Origin of the sequence: Paenibacillus sp. MB22_1, assembly GCF_047200555.1 — a bacterium.
Taxonomy (GTDB): Bacteria; Bacillota; Bacilli; order Paenibacillales; family Paenibacillaceae; genus Fontibacillus; species Fontibacillus phoenicis.
The window spans coordinates 51,960-71,543 of sequence record NZ_JBLADV010000001.1; the positions used below are offsets into that span (position 1 = coordinate 51,960).

The 19,584-nt window shown below is 45.0% G+C and carries 17 protein-coding genes; 10 read left to right on the forward strand and 7 right to left on the reverse strand.

The window, feature by feature from the left end; all coding sequences use genetic code 11:
* Window positions 1-77: 77 nt before the first annotated feature.
* Entirely contained in the window at window positions 78-1,271 is a 1,194-nt protein-coding gene (locus ACL02P_RS00235) for a transposase (RefSeq protein WP_412836570.1), read from the reverse strand.
* A 282-nt stretch (window positions 1,272-1,553) separates the two neighbouring features.
* Here ACL02P_RS00235 and ACL02P_RS00240 point away from each other — a divergent pair, with 282 nt between their 5' ends.
* The 4 genes from ACL02P_RS00240 to ACL02P_RS00255 all read left to right on the forward strand — a co-directional run bounded on the left by ACL02P_RS00240 (window position 1,554) and on the right by ACL02P_RS00255 (window position 5,682).
* On the forward strand, window positions 1,554-2,849 hold the full coding sequence (locus tag ACL02P_RS00240; protein ID WP_387803091.1) for an IS110 family transposase: 1,296 nt from the start codon (window positions 1,554-1,556) through the stop codon (window positions 2,847-2,849).
* A gap of 413 nt (window positions 2,850-3,262) precedes the next feature.
* The gene (locus ACL02P_RS00245) at window positions 3,263-3,544 is read left to right on the forward strand and encodes an FAD/FMN-containing dehydrogenase (protein ID WP_412836571.1); all 282 of its coding nucleotides are present in this window, start codon (window positions 3,263-3,265) and stop codon (window positions 3,542-3,544) included.
* A 64-nt stretch (window positions 3,545-3,608) separates the two neighbouring features.
* Window positions 3,609-4,316, forward strand: a complete 708-nt coding sequence (locus tag ACL02P_RS00250; RefSeq protein ID WP_009224866.1) for a response regulator transcription factor — start codon at window positions 3,609-3,611, stop codon at window positions 4,314-4,316.
* Window positions 4,309-5,682, forward strand: a complete 1,374-nt coding sequence (locus ACL02P_RS00255; protein WP_412836572.1) for a sensor histidine kinase — start codon at window positions 4,309-4,311, stop codon at window positions 5,680-5,682. The genes ACL02P_RS00250 and ACL02P_RS00255 overlap by 8 nt, the downstream gene beginning before the upstream one ends.
* Window positions 5,683-5,718: 36 nt before the next feature.
* Here ACL02P_RS00255 and ACL02P_RS00260 read toward each other — a convergent pair whose 3' ends face one another.
* Window positions 5,719-6,153 carry a hypothetical protein gene (locus tag ACL02P_RS00260; RefSeq protein WP_412836573.1) on the reverse strand — a complete coding sequence of 145 codons (435 nt, stop codon included), beginning with the start codon at window positions 6,151-6,153 and terminating at the stop codon, window positions 5,719-5,721.
* A 183-nt stretch (window positions 6,154-6,336) separates the two neighbouring features.
* Here ACL02P_RS00260 and ACL02P_RS00265 point away from each other — a divergent pair, with 183 nt between their 5' ends.
* On the forward strand, window positions 6,337-7,926 hold the full coding sequence (locus tag ACL02P_RS00265; RefSeq protein WP_051425225.1) for an IS5 family transposase: 1,590 nt from the start codon (window positions 6,337-6,339) through the stop codon (window positions 7,924-7,926).
* Here the strand turns inward: ACL02P_RS00265 and ACL02P_RS00270 are convergent.
* A complete protein-coding gene (locus ACL02P_RS00270; RefSeq protein WP_412836574.1) occupies window positions 7,916-8,389 on the reverse strand; it encodes a NusG domain II-containing protein in 474 nt (157 codons plus the stop codon). The two genes, ACL02P_RS00265 and ACL02P_RS00270, sit on opposite strands and share 11 nt — an antisense overlap.
* 161 nt (window positions 8,390-8,550) lie before the next feature.
* Between ACL02P_RS00270 and ACL02P_RS00275 the strand changes: the two genes are divergently transcribed.
* Window positions 8,551-9,897, forward strand: a complete 1,347-nt coding sequence (locus tag ACL02P_RS00275) for an ISLre2-like element ISTco1 family transposase (RefSeq protein ID WP_412836575.1) — start codon at window positions 8,551-8,553, stop codon at window positions 9,895-9,897.
* A gap of 276 nt (window positions 9,898-10,173) precedes the next feature.
* A complete protein-coding gene (locus tag ACL02P_RS00280) occupies window positions 10,174-10,503 on the forward strand; it encodes a four-helix bundle copper-binding protein (protein ID WP_127575656.1) in 330 nt (109 codons plus the stop codon).
* Between the two features lie 66 nt (window positions 10,504-10,569).
* Here ACL02P_RS00280 and ACL02P_RS00285 read toward each other — a convergent pair whose 3' ends face one another.
* Window positions 10,570-11,088: a hypothetical protein gene (locus tag ACL02P_RS00285; protein WP_127575655.1), complete on the reverse strand. Its 519-nt coding sequence runs from the start codon at window positions 11,086-11,088 to the stop codon at window positions 10,570-10,572.
* 154 nt (window positions 11,089-11,242) lie between these two features.
* Between ACL02P_RS00285 and ACL02P_RS00290 the strand changes: the two genes are divergently transcribed.
* Together ACL02P_RS00290 and ACL02P_RS00295 are read left to right on the forward strand one after the other, a co-directional pair.
* The gene (locus tag ACL02P_RS00290; RefSeq protein ID WP_127575697.1) at window positions 11,243-11,569 is read left to right on the forward strand and encodes a metal-sensitive transcriptional regulator; all 327 of its coding nucleotides are present in this window, start codon (window positions 11,243-11,245) and stop codon (window positions 11,567-11,569) included.
* Between the two features lie 89 nt (window positions 11,570-11,658).
* Window positions 11,659-13,854 (forward strand): spermine synthase, encoded by a 2,196-nt coding sequence (locus ACL02P_RS00295; RefSeq protein WP_412836576.1) that lies wholly within the window; start codon window positions 11,659-11,661, stop codon window positions 13,852-13,854.
* Between the two features lie 5 nt (window positions 13,855-13,859).
* Here the strand turns inward: ACL02P_RS00295 and ACL02P_RS00300 are convergent, their stop codons facing one another.
* The 3 genes from ACL02P_RS00300 to ACL02P_RS00310 all read right to left on the reverse strand — a co-directional run bounded on the left by ACL02P_RS00300 (window position 13,860) and on the right by ACL02P_RS00310 (window position 16,960).
* The gene (locus ACL02P_RS00300; protein WP_412836577.1) at window positions 13,860-14,669 is read right to left on the reverse strand and encodes a hypothetical protein; all 810 of its coding nucleotides are present in this window, start codon (window positions 14,667-14,669) and stop codon (window positions 13,860-13,862) included.
* A 132-nt stretch (window positions 14,670-14,801) separates the two neighbouring features.
* Complete coding sequence (locus ACL02P_RS00305; RefSeq protein ID WP_412836578.1) at window positions 14,802-16,313, reverse strand: DDE transposase; 1,512 nt, start codon at window positions 16,311-16,313, stop codon at window positions 14,802-14,804.
* Between the two features lie 173 nt (window positions 16,314-16,486).
* A complete protein-coding gene (locus ACL02P_RS00310; RefSeq protein WP_412836579.1) occupies window positions 16,487-16,960 on the reverse strand; it encodes a hypothetical protein in 474 nt (157 codons plus the stop codon).
* A gap of 182 nt (window positions 16,961-17,142) precedes the next feature.
* Between ACL02P_RS00310 and ACL02P_RS00315 the strand changes: the two genes are divergently transcribed.
* On the forward strand, window positions 17,143-19,551 hold the full coding sequence (locus ACL02P_RS00315; RefSeq protein WP_009224874.1) for a heavy metal translocating P-type ATPase: 2,409 nt from the start codon (window positions 17,143-17,145) through the stop codon (window positions 19,549-19,551).
* The last annotated feature ends 33 nt before the right edge of the window (window positions 19,552-19,584 follow it).

Below are 19,584 nucleotides of genomic sequence, written 5' to 3' on the forward strand. Positions count from 1 at the left end.
AAGGGGTAATTTTCGAAAATGGTATTATATGGATGAAGAAAAGGGCAGACTTGCAGAATTTTAGAACAGCTCGTTTTTTAAGCGGCAGCCCGTTTTGAATGATGAGAAACGGCGAGCGCAGATGCAAGCAGAACAATGGCATTCAAATACTGGTGAGTTGTGACTTTCTGAATGCCCCGGACATGTGCGGCGTCTGCCGTCAAATAGGTTTTCAATCGGGAGTTGCAGCGTTCTACGCTGGTTCGTTCATTGTAAAGTTCCTTCCAACGCTTTGTATCCCGATGAGGGATGCTGTATCGCCGGAGATCATCCTTCGCATTTACTTTGACGACCATTCCATAGTTTGAAGACGAGCAGGCAGCCATGCCAAGCGGACAGTCGACTTTACCCGTGGCATGCGGGCAGCGAAATTTATGCATATCGCCGTCAACTCCCCAGTATGTCATCGCATAACCCATGGAACAGCACGGTGTTCCGTTCGAGGTCATGCCAGCAGGCGGTTCCTTCTCCCCCCGAAGATTAAGGGGAATGATGGCTTGTGCCTTGACGTTGCGGGCGGCCTCATAAACTTTCATTTGGTCGTAGCCCGCATCGAGTATGAAAAATCGTGTGCTCGTCCTGGACGCTGTTTTCTCGATCAGGTCCGGCGCCATTTCTCCATCATTGACATGCGCCGGCGTTACTTCCAAGGCGATCGGCAATTCACTTTTCGTATCGACCGCCAGATGAATTTTGTAACCAAACCATGTGATTTTATTGCCGAAGGAATCAATTTTTGCGCCCCAGTTCGCATTACCCGTTTGCTCGCTTTTGCGTTTGGGCTGCTTTTTCTCGTAAGCGCGGAGAGCGGCGCTGTCTATGGCGACGTTACTGCCTTCTATGATACCTTCCTGCTGACAGCGTGTGACCAAATCCTCAAAAAGCCGTTTTGCCAAGTCCTTTCTCGTCAGTTCTGAGAAAACTCGGCTTAATGTGGATATGGAAGGAGCTTCTCGATCCAGCGGAAGACCACACTGATAACGAAACCGGAGATCCGTATCCAAACGCTTATGCAACCCTGAAAAGGTACTTATTCCTTCAAGCGGCGCAGCCAAGAGTGCTCGTAGAATACCTTGTCTGCAGTATCCCTCAGCGCCTCGGGGTGAACGGCTTCTCAGTTCCTTGGCATACGGTCTCAGATCGAGAGAACTGAAGAAGATCGGCAATCTCTCCTTGGGTTGAATTTTTAAAAGTTCTTCGAAGGAAAACAGACATTCTTGGAGAATATACAAAGTGACTTCCTCCATCCTTGAGGTTTTTGGGTTTAGTCACTTGAAAACTTCTCCAAGTTGGGGTGAAGTCCCTTTTTTATGTCCGAAAATCCTTACGGCTCAAGGCCTCAGATTACTGCAAAACGCTCAATTAGTTCTTCATATTTATCGTTTATATTATATTCAAAAGGAGCCATTCCTGTAATGAATTAATTTGAGGTTTGAACGAAAAAAGCGCCTCCTGTATGCTGGGTCTTGGAATGTGGACCATTCACTGCCCTAATTAAGAGGAGGACGCTCACTATGAAGTATAAGCAATCGAAGAAGCAGAATCAACGGATTACACAAATTACCGAAGCTACACTAGTGGTTGGAGCAGACATTGCAAAAGAAACCCATGTAGCACGCGGGATCGACTTTCGGGGAATCGAACTTGGCAAAGAATGTGTGTTTAGCAATAACCGCTCAGGGCTGACTAAACTGGTATCGTGGATGAAGGAGCTACAGTGGCAACATGCGAAGACTGATGTGATCTTCGGCATCGAGCCGACCGGACACTACTGGTTCCCGCTAGCGGAATTTCTGCAGCACGAAGGGATTAAGGTGGTTATCGTCAATCCTCATCATGTGAACAAGAGCAAAGAGCTTGAGGACAATTCCCCGACGAAAAACGACTATAAAGATGCCAAAGTGATCGCAGATCTGATCCGCAATGGGAAGTACACCGAACCGAAATTCCCGAAGAGCGTCTATGCGGATTTACGCATCTTGATGAACCTGAGGGAAAAAGTGATGGGGAACTTTGGGCAAGTCCAAAGGCGGATTCAAAACTGGCTGGACCGTTTCTTCCCGGAATACCAACAGGTGTTCAAAGACTGGGAAGGGAAAGCATCGCTCATCACACTGACAGATTTTCCAACACCGCAAGACGTCGTATCTCAAGGCGCCTATACGATTCTGAAGCGTTGGAAGCAGGATGTGAAACGAGCTGTAGGCATGAAGCGAGCGGAGAAACTGGTTCAAGCCGCCAAGTCTTCGATCGGACTTACCGAGGGTCTCACTGCAGCCAAAATCGAATTGAAGGCTTTACTGGAGCAGTACGACTTATTTGCTCGTCAGCTAGAAGACATCATGCAACAGGTGGAACAACTACTGGATCGGGTTCCCGGTTCTGAAGAGATGTTGACGGTACCTGGAGTCGGAGTGGTGACACTGGCTGGTTTCCTGGCGGAAGTCGGGGATCTGCGAGGCTACGATCATGGCCAACAGATCATACGACTTGCCGGATTCAATCTGAAGGAAAACAGCTCCGGCAAGAAGAAGGGCAAGTCCACGATCACCAAACGTGGACGATCCCGGCTACGGGCGTTGCTGTTCCGGGCTGTCATGCCGATGGTGGCAAAAAACGCGGAGTTTAAGGCATTACATCAATATTACACGACACGCACAAACAATCCGTTAAAGAAGAAACAGTCCATTGTAGCCCTGTGTGGAAAACTCATTCGAGTCTTATTCACATTGGGGACAAAACAAATGTGCTACAACCCTATGGATGTTCTGGGGCCGGTACGCCAGTCTCAGCTTCGGATGGCAGCGTAAAACGAGATTCAAACTTTCAGCGTTTGCATACGACGAATAGGTTATAAACAACGACAACAGAAGCACGGAGCAGCCGCAAGGAATTATTCCATAAGGGCAACGACCCAGTAAAGGAGCAAGAAGCGGCGTCCACCCCTTGAGAGGCAGGACGAAGGAATGTGAGGGCTATGACCCAGTGTGACATGGGAGGGTAAGCCGTCAAGGGAATGGTGTGGATATCCAAGGTGCGAACATACCGATGTTATCCATAGATTGGAAAATGGGTTCCAAACTCTATTCCTGCCATCGGCTCCACCAGAAAAATATGTCATATAAACATAATATCTCCATCTCTCGAAAACGTCGAAGTTGAAAATCTAAGAAATCGTAAGCAAATGAAAGAAAACATTAATTTATAGTGGGAGGAGATACTAATGAAAAAACTATGGATTGGAATCGCAACGATGGCTTTGGTTATGGGAATTGGAACGGCAGGTGTCTATGCGGCTACATCCGAAAACGGCACCGACGACAGCGGTAAAACAAATAACCAAAGCACCTTTGAACAAATGTTGCCGCATGCCAAACAAATGCACCCGGATCTCTCCGAGGAACAAATTCGGGAGATGTATAATAACTGCCATGGTGGCAATGGCTCGGGTGCTAAAGGTATGATGAACAATACTCAGATGGGCAGCAATATGATGAACTTCTAATCACGAATTTAGACAGGCCTCGCGAGTTACGTGAGGTCTTGTCTTATTTAATGAAAGGATTTGTATGGAACGGACAAAAATTTTAATTGTCGATGATGAGCCAAGCCTTCTCCACGTCATTAAAGCCTATCTGGAGAAACAGGATTACCTGGTTTATGAAACAGATTCAGGGCAGGGTGCGCTTCGGCTTTTTGAAAATCTCCAACCTGACTTAATCATCTTAGACTTAATGCTTCCGGATCTTTCGGGTGAGGATGTCTGCAAAACGATCCGAAAGAAATCGGATATACCTATCCTCATGTTGACCGCCAAAAGCGGTGAAGATGACCTTGTTCACGGTCTATTAATTGGAGCTGATGACTATCTTGTCAAGCCGTTCAGCCCTCGGGAACTGATGGCCAGAGTGATCAGCTTGCTAAGAAGATCCAAGTCCGCTGGATACACGACTCAGGAAAAAAAGATTTCTTTCGGCGGGAACCGCCTATCCATCGATCCGGAACGGCATGAAGTAACAGTCAGGGGTGAAATCGTCCAGCTTACCCCCATTGAATTCAAATTACTTGAAACTTTAGCCAAACATCCTAAAAGAGCATTTAGCCGTTTCGAACTGGTTAATCTGATCCAAGGTGATGATTTTGAAGGTATGGAACGAACGATCGATGTCCATATCAAGAACATCCGCCAAAAAATCGGTGATGATCCTAAAAATCCATCGTTTATTATTACGGTCTATGGGGTGGGTTATAAATTTCAGGAGGTCCCTGATGAATAGCGGAGGACTGCGTAAAAGACTGTTAATTTCGCATCTAGGCGTAAGCCTCGGTTCACTGCTGCTCATCATGATCATTGTTTATCTCGTCATGTCTTTCTCATTTGGAAGGTATACGCAAACCCAGCAACAGGCAGAGGCAGATACGATTGTCGAAGATTTGGAAGGATCCTATGATGAAAGTTCAAGGGGATGGTCTGAGGATTCTTTAATGTCTATCTCCCATCAAGCTATGCTCCGGAACTATAACGTGAGCATTTATAACGCCGGAGGCAATTTGATCTGGGATACGAAATCCATGGGGAGAATGATGCATGCCTCTACACTGACTGAAAAAGGTACTATAAATACGAAAGTAATAACGCGAGAGATTACAAAGAATCATGTGAAGATTGGCAGGATCGAAATTGAGGGACTTGCAAGCAATTTTGAAATACAAAACCGACAGTTTTTGAACCTGTTTAACACGTTACTTTGGGTGGCGTTTATTTTAGCCATTGCCGGTGTAACGATATTTAGCGTAATTATGTCAAATAGCCTAAGCAGGCCTTTATTACGCATTAAACAAATAGCTACTCAAATGAAGGAAGGGAACTTGTCTTCCCGTGTTGTACTGGCGCATCGTCAAACGGAAATCGAGGAGGTGGGACTCGCTTTAAACCATCTAGCGGATGCACTGGAGCAACAAGATCAGTTGCGCAAAAATTTAACGGCCGATATCGCCCATGAATTACGCACACCGCTGGCCACGATCCAAAGCCATATTGAAGCTTTTCAAGATGGTGTATGGGAAGCAACGCCCGATAAATTGGAGGTTTGTCATGGGCAAGTTATCCGGTTAGTAAAGCTTATTCATGATTTGGAGAACTTGTCAGCGGTCGAAAATCCGATGCTCAAGCTAAAACAAGAACCGGTTAGACTGCTTGAGGTAATCAGAGAATCCGAAAAAACGGTAAAAGCTCAGTTCAGCGAGAAACCGATCGATCTCATCATTCAGGAAGAAACTCCTGTTGTTATCACCGGCGATGCTGGACGACTGATTCAAGTTTTTGTGAACCTGTTGAATAACGCTTATAAATTTACTGGCGAAGGTTCAATTTATGTTAGAATTTTTGAAGCTGCAGATCAAGTGAACGTAACCGTTTCGGATACGGGTTCGGGCATAGCGTCCGATGAGCTGCCACATATTTTCGAGCGTTTCTATCGTGGAGATAAATCGCGGAATCGCAAAACAGGCGGTGCCGGAATCGGTTTGGCTATCGTAAAGGCCATCGTAGAAGCGCACGGCGGCAGTATTCATGTCGAGAGTAAAATCAATCAAGGCACCCAGTTTACATTACACTTTCCCAAATGTCAAAATAAAAGATGAGCTATCTTAACAGAAGAGCTCATCTTTTTAATCATTTTAATATGTCGAATCATGAACGCTGGCACCTTTTGTTTTTAAGGTTGTCACCCATCCCACGGTTAATGGTTGAATTTCAACCTCATCACCAGGGGAGAAACAGGCGAAGTTTTGCATATTATGGATGTTAACAACCGTTACTGTTTTTTTATTCTCCAATTCGATTTGATTATGGCATCTGCTAATTCCAGTTTCGTCTGCTTCGCAATCCGTATCTGTTTTAACGGTGCCCTTCAATAAAGTATCCACATTACCCTCGAGTAATTGAGTAATGTACCGTTTTTCTTTACCGTTATTTTGCCAATCATAAGTTTTTTCATCAAAGGAAAAGGAATTTGAATTATTAGAAGATCTATTCGTAAAAATGCTGCCAACTCCTAAAACAACAATAATGATGAATAACGATCCTACTGCCCAAACCGTCTTTTTTCTCAATATCTAGCACTCCCCGTTTATAGATCAGCTTATTTTACATAGGGCTTGCTGAACGAACAAAAAATCCTTATTCCACAAGGGATTTGAGCTACTTTTGTCGAATTTATCTGCAAGGAAAACATAGAAAATTGGCAAAAAACCTTGCAGATGGAGTGAGCGAACGTGTTCGTGCCGAATCGGGATATGGCAGATCTGTTGGAAAATTTCTACTTACCCTTTGGCGGGAAGCTTAATCCTGGGAATCGCTGGGTACAGCTTGCCGCACTCATCCCTTGGGATAAAGTGGAAGAGAAATACTTCCAATCCTTCTCATCGATCGGCATCGGTCAAAAAGCATATTCGGTTCGCATTGCACTCGGTGCCCTCATCATCAAGGAGCGCCTTGGTTTAAGTGATCGGGAGACCACGCTGCAGATCCAGGAAAATCCGTATTTGCAGTTTTTTCTCGGCTACAAGGAGTACGTGGACGCAGAGCCGTTTCATCATTCGCTTATGACGCATTTTCGGGAACGACTCAGCATCGAGATCCTTGCGGAGGTCAATGATTGGATTGCACAAGCGGCATTGAAAGCGGAACAAGAAGAAGCTGCAACATCTAAATCCAAGAAACCATCGAGACGAGACAACGATGACGACGACACCGGCGGTTCTCAGTTGACCATGATGGAGTCAGAGAAAGCTCTCACCATTCCCGAGGAAGTTCATGCCCCGGCTAAGAATCACCGCAACGCGACAAAACGGTTCCATGATTTGCCGCCCGCGTGCGAGCCGACAGCAAACGCCATGAATAAGGGAACCCTCATGCTGGACGCTACATGCGCACCTGCGGACATCAAATATCCAACGGATCTGGGGCTCTTGAATCATGCCCGAGAAATCCTCGAAGATATCATCGATGTGTTGCACCATCCCCATATCGGACAGATGGAAAAACCGCGAACCTACCGCAAGCAAGCCCGAAAAGCGTTCCTGGGCGTCTCCAAACAACGCAAAGCGTCAGGCAAAGTGATTCGAAAAGCCGTTAAGAAGCAACTCGGCTATGTGGGCAGAGATTTGCGAATCATTGAAGAACTCATAAAGCACACGCCGCTTGCGGTACTGTGCAAAAGACAATATCGCTTGCTTCTCGTGATCTCGGAGCTATACCGGCAGCAGCGTGACATGATGGAGAACAAGACGCATACCGTACCGGATCGCATTGTGAGCATCGAACAGCCGCATGTTCGTCCGATCGTCCGCGGCAAAGCCGGCGCTAACGTGGAATTCGGCGCTAAAATCGCCGCCAGTCTGGTTGATGGCTACGCCTGGATCGAAACGGCTGGGTGGGACAGCTTCAACGAGGCGACCACGCTGCAGGATTCGGTGGAAGCGTACAAACAGCGGTTCGGATATTTTCCCGCCGTCATTCTGGCCGACAAGATCTACCGCAATCGCGATAACCTGAACTACTGCAAGGAACGTGGGATTCGTCTTAGCGGACCGAAGCTTGGCAGGCCATCCAAAGAACAACGTGACGCCGATGATCGAAAGCAAGAGAAGCAAGACGCTGCACAGCGCAATGCGATCGAAGGAAAGTTCGGCGAAGGCAAACGCAAGTTGGGTTTGGGCCGAATTTGCGCCCGCGGTGCTCATACAAGTTTAACTGTCATCGCTATCCAGTTTCTGGTTATGAACCTGGAACGGCGACTGCGGGTTCTTTTTTTCTCTTTTTTCAGATTCATTGCGTTCCGTCCGATTTTTTGCATGAAAACTGCAAAGAAAATCACGGTCTAGGCTCATGCGTTGCGAGCAGCTTAAATTGATCTTGTTCAGCAAGCCCTACATAAGCATCGATCTCGTTTTCGGCATTATTTTTTTCTGATCCATCGACCTCTATAAACATTCGTAATGGCAAACAAATGATGGCTTCTTTGGGTTTGGAAATCAGTCCGAAAGTGAAGCAAATCTTCTGCGGACAATCGGATTCGATGACTTCAATGCCTTTGTCATGGATCTTCAGGATATCATAACCTCTTTCTGTTTTCACTTCGATAATTTGGGGTTCATCAGTAAGCTTCACCGTCTTGAAGATCTTATTATCCACTCTAATCGTCGCGTAATAATCCTCGTTCATGTTCGTTACGGCATCATTTGTAAGCCATCTGGCTCCCAATATAAATGTGGCCAGTAGTATAATGCAAACAATTAAGATTAAATCACCCTTTTTAAGCTTATGGTTCATCAGCTTATGGTTCATCTGTTGGTCATCCCCAAAATAATATCTCTTTAAATTGTATCTGAAAGATAGTGTAAAATCTCTGTGGGTGTAGGAATTGGAAAAAGCGGATATAGAAAAAGAGCTTCTCCCTTGGTAAAGTGATGTTTGACGCACAAAACACCAAGAAGGAGGAAGCTCCTGTGAGCCACTTTACCACAATAATGCCGACGATGAAAGAGATTGAGCAATGGATTTTCCGGAAAATGCAGGAGGAATTCGCTCGTGCGATGAAGCAGGTACTGGAGGCGCTGGATCAGCAGATCCTGGAGCAACGGGACCGAGAGCGTTATCGAGTAAAGGACGAGCGTGAAACAAGCGTCAACACAGTGTTCGGGAATGTGCGCTTTAAGCGGAGATTGTACTGTGACCGTAGAAGCGGCAAACACGTGTATCTGCTGGATCAGCTGTTGCAATTCGAAGGGCGCGGGAAAGTCAGTCCGCATTTGGAAGAGACAGCAATCGCATTCGCAAGCCAAGGACCGTCGTACCGGGACAGCGCAAAGCGGCTGGAGCAGCTTTTGGGCTACAATGTGCTGAGCCACCAAGCGATCAGGGAAAAACTGATGGAGCGTGCGCAACAGCCGATGCCAGCGGTGAAACGGCGCGCTGCCCGCGTGCTGTTCGTGGAAGTGGATGGGCTGTACACGAAGCTGCAGCGGAGCAAAAAGCGCGGGATGGAGAACGCAATTGCAGTCGTACACGAAGGCTGGGAGAAGAACGGCAAGCGGGTACAGCTGAAGAACAAACAGCATTACCTGCATACGAGCGGCGGCAACTTCTGGGAAGGGTTCGGGGACTTTCTGGTGGAGCGTTACGAAATCGACGAGAACACGTGGCTTGTGGTGAACGGAGACGGCGCGGCGTGGATCGGGGAATGTACATCCTACTTTCACCAATGTCTGTACATGCTGGACCGCTTTCATGTGGCGCGTGATTTGAAACGCTTTGTTGGTCATTTGCCGCAGGTGTGGGAGACCGTGAGACGGTCTTTGGCCAAACAGGATGCAGCCGCGCTTATGGCGGTCCTGGAAGGCGTGTCGGAGCAAGAGATAGCGGAAGAGAACCGGAAGGATTGGAAGCCGTATAAAAGATTTCTAAAGCGGCATGAGAAGCATTTGGACGACTACCGAAAAACACTCCAGGCGAAGGGGATCGACACAAGCGGTATGCGCCCGATGGGAAGCGCGGAATCGCAGATGCGTATATTCGCCAAGCGGACGAAGCGTGGCGGGTACAGTTGGAGTGAGCGAGGCGTCAGGGCGATGCTGAGGACGATGATGAGGATTCAAGAAGCGGGCACGGTGGTAAGAACGGTTGAAGGACAAGCGAGTAAGCAGGCAACGCCGCAGCAGTCGATAAACATGCGGCAATTGCTCAAGAACGTGACGCAACCGGTCAAGGGTTGTATCGCTGGAATGATTCGCATGCTGCAAGGACCGAAGCAAAGCAGCACAACGGGTATGGCACTCAAAGCACTTCGCGGATAACGGCAAAAAATTCTGACAAATCACTTGTGTTTGATGAAAGAACGAAGCAAAGCGCTTACAAGGAAGAGGTTCCTTCGGGGTTCGCGTTCCAGGCATCTTAAATGACTGCCCACGCTAGCTTGACACTGACTATCTGAAAAATATGTGTTTTCTTTGTAGAAATGATGTGATATCCTGAACAATTTCTAATCATCGAATTTCTGAATAAAAAAACTACACTGGAGCATAATACCTCATGTATTTCAACTAATTGGAATGGAAGGTGAAAAGTTACAAATGTCTCACGAACAGTTTCAACATTGCATCGATGAGTGTCTGCGCTGCATGGTGGCATGTAACCATTGTTACACATCCTGTTTAGAAGAAGACAATATCGGGATGATGAAAGAATGTATACGATTGGATCGGGAGTGTGCTGATATTTGCGCCTTCTCTGCGCAAGCGATGTCCATGAACAGTTCTTATGCGAAACAGATCTGTAAGATCTGTGCGGATGTTTGTGAAGCATGCGGAAACGAATGCAAAAAGCATGGTCCAGAACATTGCCAACAATGTGCCGAAGCATGTTTTAGATGTGCCGAAGCATGCCGTAAAATGGCCGCATAATCATCAAACCCTAAAACCCGTTTCTGTCGGGCTTTAGGGTTTTATTCGTCTGGAATGTTATTGAATTTACATGATAAAAAAATCTACAGCCAGAAAAAAACAAATCGTCGTAAACATCCAAGCGGGATTGGATAGAAGGAACGATTTCTTGTAAAGATCTTCGGGGGCGATTTCACCTTGTAACAAAATAAAGACCAGGAACAGGATTGCGATCGTAAACAAAGAAATAATATTCAACATGGTATGGGTTGAAGATGGAGGGATCATAACCAAAAGCATTGTTCCCATCATTCCGCCCATGACTCCGGATAGTAATCCGTCTATTACCGCCATAAGACCTTTTGGCCATCCAATAAGCGTACCGGTAAGGCCACCTGCTAACATACTAAACAAAGTTGTTATGAAGAAGTCGTCTGAAATTATTACTGCCAGAAGACTGCCCATTCCTAAACCAACAGACATTCCCACTGCCATCGCTGTCATCATGCCGGTCATACTACTTAACCGTGTACGAAAAGAAATGATAAACAAATAAACCCATGCCGTTAGAAGAAAAAACAATGCAATTATTGGGAAGAAGATCAATGCTTATACCCCCTAGGTCTATATTATACTTCATGAATATGGCTTGTTCCGTTAGAATATGCGCTTCACTTATATAATTGCAATAAATAGGGGGAGGGAGTATATTATTTATAATAATGTGGAGGTGGGCAATATGAATTCGGCGACAAATATTATGAATCAAGCAACGGAGAATGACAATAAAGATTGTTGCTCAAATACAGATCGAAAAAGTCATCATTCAGAGGGTACAAAAAACGATTTAACCAACCGTTTGAATCGGATCGAAGGTCAGATTAGAGGAATAAAAGGAATGATTGATCGGGATACCTATTGTGATGATGTACTAAACCAAATTGCTTCGGTACAATCTGCTCTAAACGGTGTTGCAAAATTGTTATTAGAGCATCATATGAAGAGTTGTGTTATTGAGCGGATCCAGGAGGGAGATACTAATGTAGTGAAGGAACTTATGGTGACAGTGAACAAATTAATGAAGTGATGAGTTGGTTGAAGAATAAATCTAACTGAATAAAATAATGGCAATTGATCACACTGTAATCGTATCTATTTCACGAGGAGTATTGATCGATGTATCGATTACAACCACGAACAATTGTCCAAGATATGACGGTAGTTTTTTTCTCTTCCTTAGCAATGATTATCTTCGAGATATTTCTTTCCCGATTCTTTTCTGTCATTTTGGATTATAATTATGTTTTTTTAATTATTTCTTTAGCTACATTAGGGATAGGCGTTGGTGGTTACCTGGCTTATAAATGGAATGAACGATTTCTTGAAATGAACACTTCGATTTTGGGGATATTTTCAGTTTCAATGATACTCGTGGTTTTGGCCATGTATGCATTACCATATCAGGGCATTGTTTTTTATGCATTATGCGCCATACTGCCTTTTATTTTAGGTGGGCTTATTCTGGCTGGCACTATGCAATCCAGCAAGAATCAGGTCCATATTTTATATTTTGTTGATTTAGTTGCTGCAGGAATAGGATCTGCGGGAGCCATATTCTTGATGAATGCAATTAACCCTATTCAAACTATAGTTCTAATAACATTTGTATTGATTCTTGTTTATTTAGTTGTAAGCTATCGTAAAACAGGAAGATGGTCAAAGCTCATTTACACTATCGTTTTGATGGGGCTCGGCCTTAATTTGGTGTATCCCCTTTTGGACCTCATCGAATTTAAAGCATATCGAACCAGTCCATTTACCGTTTTTTCAAAGAGACCGGATGCAGAAATTGTTTATACACATTGGGATGCGTTTTCCAGAACGGATGTTTACGACACTAAAGATGAACTGCTTTATATGACGATTGATGGAAGTGCGTTGTCACCAATTTCTAAGTATTCCAAAGAACTCAAAGAAGTGGACTACTTACTAACTACAACCGGTGCACTTGCATTTCAGCATGGTCCTAAGAGAAGTGTATTGATTATCGGGGCAGGAGGAGGTCAGGAAGTATTGACTGCTCAAATGTCCGGCTTTCAAGAAATCGATGCAGTCGATATTAATAAGGGGAGTTTTGATGCGGTTCATGCTCTAGCAGGGCTTTCAGGTGATATTTTTCGTCAAAACGGCGTTAAGGAGATTATTTCTGATGGGCGAAGCTACATAAAAGAAACCACCAAAAAATATGACCTCATTTATTTATCTCTGGTTAAAAAGCAATCCGAAAATGGGCTTGGTCTGGCTTTAACTGAAAACTTCATCTATACGCAGGAAGCATTAAAGGATTATATGAATAGACTGAATAGCGATGGCAGACTTGCCTTCTTGCTTCATGATGACACGGAATTGAATAAAATGATGTATGCTGCGAAGAAATATTATCAGGGGCAGGGTATGTATGAAAAATCTTTTAAAAACTATATTGCTGTGGTGGGAACTTACCAGCATTTAGGCCATGTTCTTGTTGGCATGAAAGGGCCTGTCATAAATCGGCCGTTACTTATACTCCAGAAACAGCCTATGGATAGAGAAATGGGTCAGTCGCTATTGGATTCAACTTTACATATTCAACAAATTCCGATTCATATCCCTTATGTAAACGATCAATACGGGACACTACAAGCATTATTTAACACACAACATGTCAACGTGAATTCTAATCGGGACAACAGGCCCTTCTTTTATAATAAAACTAATCACTTCCCTATGGGACTTGTCGTTGCGATTATGATTGCCACATTAGTGGCAGCGTTTTTACTGCGTAGACGGGTATTATCTTCGGGACAAGCCATTTATTTTTCCGGTATTGCTATTGGGTTTATGTTACTTGAAGTTACATTTATCCAAAAACTAAGCTTGCCATTAGGCCATCCAACTCGATCCTTTGTCACTGTTCTAGGAGTTCTTTTGGTAGCCGGCGGAATAGGAAGTTATTGCTCAAAGCGAGGGAAAACCATTTATAGACGGTATTCCCCATTATTAATCATTGGATTTTTAGCTTTATTGGCAAACACGCTGGTTGGTTTATTCGATCATTCTTTGGAAATCCCGGAAACTTACCGCATGTTCATAATTGTCGTACTGCTTTTCCCGCTAGGTTTCTTTATGGGGATGCCTTTTCCCCATGGACTTGCTCATTTGCAACATGAACAAGTTGCTATGAGTTGGGGAATTAATGGAGTCATGACCGTAGTCGGCTCATTACTTGCCGCAGCGGTATCACTAACCTTTGGGTTTACAGTCACCATATGGATAGGAGCAGCCATATATATCCTTTTGTTCATATTCCAGCCTACAGTAAAGTCGGTATAACAACTTTACACAGTCTTGGCGATTTTTCCCAATACACTCAAATCTGAACCGAACATGCACATTGCATCACAATTCTGACGTAGTTCAGAAAAAAAGATATAAGAAATCGGGAAATGCACGCCTTGTTGGAAAGATGGTCTTAATAGTTGGGCCTTTATTTCCTTTTCCCTTTTTTCAGGGGCAACAAGATATAGGCGGCTTTCATGACTTGTTATAGATATGGAGAGGTCATGTAGTCTAAGAATTCCGGAATAAATTGATGTACTTTTCTCCACTTCAAACGCACTTACTATTTGATTTCTTTCATTTATCCATAAAACATCGATAAGGGAGATCGTTTGTGCCGTTTGTTTTGGCATAGCGGGCAGATCCAATATAGGGATCGAAAATTCACCAAGCTTTATACCATTCCACTCCCTTTTATGATCATTTTGAGCAATCCAAACTTTATAACCCAATGCCGAACCAACTTTAGCTAAATGTGCTTGCATTTCAGAATGTTCATTTTCTTCTAGGATGTTCTGAACTACTTCTTGGTGTCTTTTAGTCCAATTATCGTTTTGGGCATTCTCCAAAGATGCAACAAATTTTACGGCATCCTGCTCAAAAATGTAACGACCAGAGCCAATTTCAAACAAAAGACCACTAATAGCTCCCAAATCCTTAGAAAAATGTATTCGGTATTTCTCATTTATTGAGATAATAGTCTCCCTCATTTGCAAATAAGCACTCCAGGATCCTAACTTTATTTTCATGTCAAAAAGAGTGTTAAACCCATTAACAATGGCAGTAATAGGAGCTCGGAATAAAGGCATCGATCTGAGTCCTACTGAGGGGTGAAAGTACGGAAACAATGCATAATGCGTGTGAATGAAAGCAGTTTTCAAAAATACGCAAGACAAACAACCCTAGACGGGTAAGTTTCAAAAAATATGTAGAGTTCATCTTTACGCCGCCTGTGCGGCCCCAAGCCATTCATGAATGGTTGGAAGTTGCCCATGCTTCTGTGCTTCTTTCAACCAGGCGTCCGCATGTTGGCACATGGCGATCAGATAGACGCGGATGCTCCAATGACGTGAGCTACGACCGCGAGAAGCTTCCAAGTCATAATCGATCTTTTGTCTCTTGATGCACCGTTCTCCGCCTGTGCGTAAGGCGTATCGCTTGCTCCAGTCTTTGCTGTCGCGGCGGATGCGAGGGAACAAGCGGGGGTTGTCCGCTGTCGAGGTGTAGAACGTTCTGCCGTAATCAGATGGCGAGCACGGATGAGGACAAGACCACTTGCCGACCTTGGCGGGGCAGCGCCACTTGACCCGTTGGCGTCCCGGACACTTGCCCCAACAGATCATTTCGCGTCCAATGGGACAGACCGGAACACCATCGGAATTGATCTCCATATCGTTGTATACCAATTTGCCGGAGCGCCTGTTGTTCAGGTCGATGATGGCAGAAACATCATCATGCTCCAGCATGGTATAGATGGGAAGCGCGTCGTGGGCGGAATCCAGAATCGCTTCTCCCAATTTCCATTGCGGATACCAGTAGCGGAACTCCTGGTATCCGCAAATCCAAGACACTGCATCATGTTGGCTCGCCTTGAACAAGCGAGGATAGACAGGCAGATCATATGGGCTGTCAGCTGCAGTAAACATGTACAGGGTGCGACCGAAGTAATACTTTTCACGGTAGCTATCCCAGCCCCACGTCGCATCGGGGTCGGAGAATTGGCGTTTGCAGGTGCATTTCCAATTTCCGGACTTCCGGCAATCGCACAGGAATTTTCCAAAGGAGCGAGCACCGGTCTCGACCGGCGTACCATCGCCGATGACCCGAAAGGAGGACGTGTCGCCAAGCAGTCCGCGTTCGGCTGAGGGCAGGACAAACAGGGTTTTGAACAACCACTGTAAGGTGTCATGCGGCTTAGCGCTGTAATGAATGGTGCTGCTGCGCAGGACTCGCTTCACGAGATTCTCGGTGATCATGGGATTTTTGGGTTGCTGCTTCTCATTCTTCTTGCCCTTTTTAATCGGCTTGCGCAATCGGCGTTTGATCCGACCTGTCTTGTGAGGAGATGAAGCGGACCAGAGACGGCGCATGAAATCGTAGAAGGTACCTACTCCCGGAACGTCCGAAGGCGAGAAACCGCTGAGGATGGCGTAGATGGGAATGGTGCGAAGCGAACGTACCCAGTCATCCACGCCCATACCAAGCTTGGTCATGAGTAAGTGAGATCGCAGCATATCGGCTGGATCGCGGGGCTTACGCCCCTTGGTCTTTGAAGAATAGCTAGAGCTCATCATTGAAGTGGTCTTGGATAGGTCAAGCGCTCCGACCCAGAAGATAAGCTCACTGAAGAATTGCTGAAGCAGTTGCAGTTCCTCCGGTGTTCGATACGCGGCCTTCAAATGGTCTCGGACGAACAAGAGATAATCGGAGTGAGTGCGAGTAGTAAATTTCAAAATCATCACCCAAATCATTAGAGATAGGCATATGAAAATGCCTTCTCGGCGATTATTTAGGCGATTTTAATTTGTCAAGAGAAAATTTGTTCCCACCTCCATTTTGGGGGTGAAACAATAAAAGACCCTGGCCGAGAAGCCAGAGTTATCAACGGAATGTGAATTCCGAGAAGCTATGCAGTATTAAATGGAGGGAAGAGAGCGGGGTGCAAGAAATAAAGGATATTAGCTACAGCAGGACCAAGTCCTTTAATTTGAAGTTGATCAAGTTTCACAATCTCCTGAAGAATTTGTCTTTCATTGGTGGCTGAAATGCAAGCTTTCAAAAAACGCCCGAATGCTAACTGATTATTTTCATTTTCATAAATGTCGGGTATACGAAGTTTAGGTTTCCAATAAAAAGCATGGGCTGCTCCAGTAAATATTTGTTTTTGCTCAGAAATTGCTGTAATAACTGTTTCTAAAAGCGAGCCTTTAAAATCATTTCCGAAAGTTCTATTTTCTATGGCGTTAATCACTTCGAATAACCCATTTCTAATCGTGCGAAATGCTTTTAATCTTTCCTCATTATTCAGAAACCATATTTGGTAAACGGATTCTTTATCTAGCTTATATTCATTAGCTAATTTTGTAATCAATTCGTTCATAACGCCCTCCGATGGTAATACAAACTTCTCCCATTATACTTCTCCTTTTCAAAAGTGGGCAATACTAAGGAATGTCGATAAAAGGAACACCAACAAAATAAAAATAATGCATTGACATAGGATACCCCAGTAGGGTATATTTTGATTAAGCAATTACTTGAAAAAAACGAGGTGGATCGGACATGGCAAGCAAACAGGTTTCGTTGCAGATCTCTGGTATGACATGTGCTGCTTGTGCTACAAGGATTGAAAAAGGATTAAACAAAGTGAACGGAGTAGAATCGGCTAATGTCAATTTAGCATTAGAGAAAGCAACGATTCACTTTGATTCGGATAAAACCGACGTTGAGGCTTTTGAAAAGAAAATTTCTGATCTTGGATATGGCACTGTAAAGTCTGCGGCTGATTTCCAAATCGGGGGAATGACATGCGCTGCATGTGCTACACGAATCGAAAAGGGGCTTAATAAGCTACCGGGAGTAACTAAGGCTAACGTAAATTTGGCCATGGAATCGGCTCACGTGGAATACACTCCATCCGAGGTTACAGTGGAGGATATGATCCAACGGGTACAGAAGCTAGGTTATCAGGCCACGCCGAAAAGCGAATCAAAGCAAGAGGACCATAGGGCCAAGGCGATCCGGAAACAAAAAGTGAAACTAATTATCTCCGCAGCACTTTCCTTGCCTTTGCTATGGGCAATGATCGCGCATTTCCAATGGACTTCCTCTATGTGGATTCCAGGGTTTCTGTTAAACCCTTGGGTTCAACTGGTATTAGCCGCTCCGGTGCAATTTTGGATCGGGAAAGAGTTTTATACGGGAGCGTATAAAGCACTTAGAAATAAAAGTGCTAACATGGATGTTCTAATTGCCCTTGGCACATCAGCGGCTTACTTCTATAGCGTATATAAGACTTTTGAATGGCAGTTTATGGGGGGGCATCATGGAACGGCTGAGCTTTATTTTGAAACAAGTTCCGTCCTCATCACATTGGTCATCCTGGGTAAATTGTTTGAAATGCTTGCCAAGGGGCGTACTTCTGAAGCGATTAAAACTTTAATGGGATTACAGGCCAAGACGGCTTTGGTTATACGTGATGGTCAAGAAGTATCTCTGCCGGTGGAGCAGGTCATCGTAGGCGACTTGATCATGGTTAAACCGGGAGAGAAGATCCCGGTTGATGGAGTCGTTGTTGAAGGCACTTCGTCGATTGACGAGTCCATGATCACGGGTGAAAGCATTCCGGTTGAGAAAAATCCCGGTGAAGGTGTCATTGGAGCCACAATCAATAAAAACGGTTCTTTGAAGATTAAAGCTACCAAGGTGGGCAAAGAAACTGCCCTGGCTCAAATTATAAAGGTGGTTGAAGAAGCCCAAGGCTCGAAGGCGCCTATTCAAAGAGTGGCCGACCGTATTTCTGGCGTGTTTGTGCCAATCGTCGTAGCCATTGCTGTAGTAACGTTTCTAATATGGTATTTCTTTGTAGCTCCAGGCAACTTTGCGGAGGCGCTGGAAAAATTGATTGCCGTTCTTGTAATCGCCTGCCCTTGCGCCCTCGGGTTGGCTACGCCAACCTCGATTATGGCCGGCTCCGGACGCGCTGCAGAGGCGGGGATATTATTCAAAGGGGGTGAACATTTAGAATCAACGCATAAGATTAATGCCATTATTCTGGATAAAACAGGAACGGTCACAAAAGGAAAACCTGAGCTTACGGATGTTATATCAGACGCATTAAACGAAGATGAGTTCTTGCGTTTGGTTGCGGCCGCCGAGAAAAAGTCGGAGCATCCGCTTGCCGAAGCTATCGTAAACGGTGCGGTTTCCAGAGGAATCAAAATTCCGGAAACGGAGCAATTTGAAGCGATACCCGGACATGGAATTCGCGCTGTTGTAGATGGCCGTGAACTGTTGGTTGGAACCCGAAAACTCCTAGCTTCTCGGAACATCGATTATTCTGAGGCGGTTTCCAATATGGAGGACCTGGAGACGGGAGGCAAGACGGCAATGCTGGTAGCCATTGATAATGCCTACACTGGGCTGGTTGCGGTTGCCGATACGATTAAAGAAACCTCAAAAGCAGCTGTCTCAAGATTGAAACAACTGGGTATTGAAGTGGTTATGATTACAGGGGATAACCAAAGAACGGCAAATGCCATCGCCAAAGAAGTAGGTATTGAACACGTATTAGCAGAGGTTTTGCCTGAAGGTAAGGCAGAAGAGGTCAAGAAGCTTCAAGCTCAAGGCAAAAAAGTAGCGATGGTCGGAGACGGTATTAATGATGCCCCTGCTCTTGCTACTGCGGACATAGGCATGGCTATTGGTACAGGTACCGACGTGGCCATGGAAGCGGCGGATGTTACCTTAATGCGGGGAGATCTAAACAGCATTCCGGATGCGATCTATATGAGTCGTAAAACCATGAGCAATATTAGACAAAACTTCTTTTGGGCTTTGGCATATAACTCTTTGGGAATTCCGATTGCGGCTCTTGGTTTCCTAGCCCCATGGCTTGCGGGGGCGGCGATGGCTTTTAGTTCGGTATCCGTCGTACTTAATTCGCTTCGTCTACAAAGAGTAAAATTATAAAAAGTGAATTCAAAAATGAAATCAAAATATGGA

Bases quoted from the DNA above. Each gene is read 5' to 3' on its own strand.
- ACL02P_RS00240 (WP_387803091.1), top strand. From the start codon at position 1,554: ATGAAGTATAAGCAATCGAAGAAGCAGAATCAACGGATTACACAAATT.
- ACL02P_RS00245 (WP_412836571.1), top strand. From the start codon at position 3,263: ATGAAAAAACTATGGATTGGAATCGCAACGATGGCTTTGGTTATGGGA.
- ACL02P_RS00250 (WP_009224866.1), top strand. From the start codon at position 3,609: ATGGAACGGACAAAAATTTTAATTGTCGATGATGAGCCAAGCCTTCTC.
- ACL02P_RS00255 (WP_412836572.1), top strand. From the start codon at position 4,309: ATGAATAGCGGAGGACTGCGTAAAAGACTGTTAATTTCGCATCTAGGC.
- ACL02P_RS00265 (WP_051425225.1), top strand. From the start codon at position 6,337: ATGGCAGATCTGTTGGAAAATTTCTACTTACCCTTTGGCGGGAAGCTT.
- ACL02P_RS00270 (WP_412836574.1), bottom strand. From the start codon at position 8,389: ATGAACCATAAGCTGATGAACCATAAGCTTAAAAAGGGTGATTTAATC.
- ACL02P_RS00280 (WP_127575656.1), top strand. From the start codon at position 10,174: ATGTCTCACGAACAGTTTCAACATTGCATCGATGAGTGTCTGCGCTGC.
- ACL02P_RS00290 (WP_127575697.1), top strand. From the start codon at position 11,243: ATGAATCAAGCAACGGAGAATGACAATAAAGATTGTTGCTCAAATACA.
- ACL02P_RS00295 (WP_412836576.1), top strand. From the start codon at position 11,659: ATGTATCGATTACAACCACGAACAATTGTCCAAGATATGACGGTAGTT.
- ACL02P_RS00300 (WP_412836577.1), bottom strand. From the start codon at position 14,669: ATGCCTTTATTCCGAGCTCCTATTACTGCCATTGTTAATGGGTTTAAC.
- ACL02P_RS00310 (WP_412836579.1), bottom strand. From the start codon at position 16,960: ATGAACGAATTGATTACAAAATTAGCTAATGAATATAAGCTAGATAAA.
- ACL02P_RS00315 (WP_009224874.1), top strand. From the start codon at position 17,143: ATGGCAAGCAAACAGGTTTCGTTGCAGATCTCTGGTATGACATGTGCT.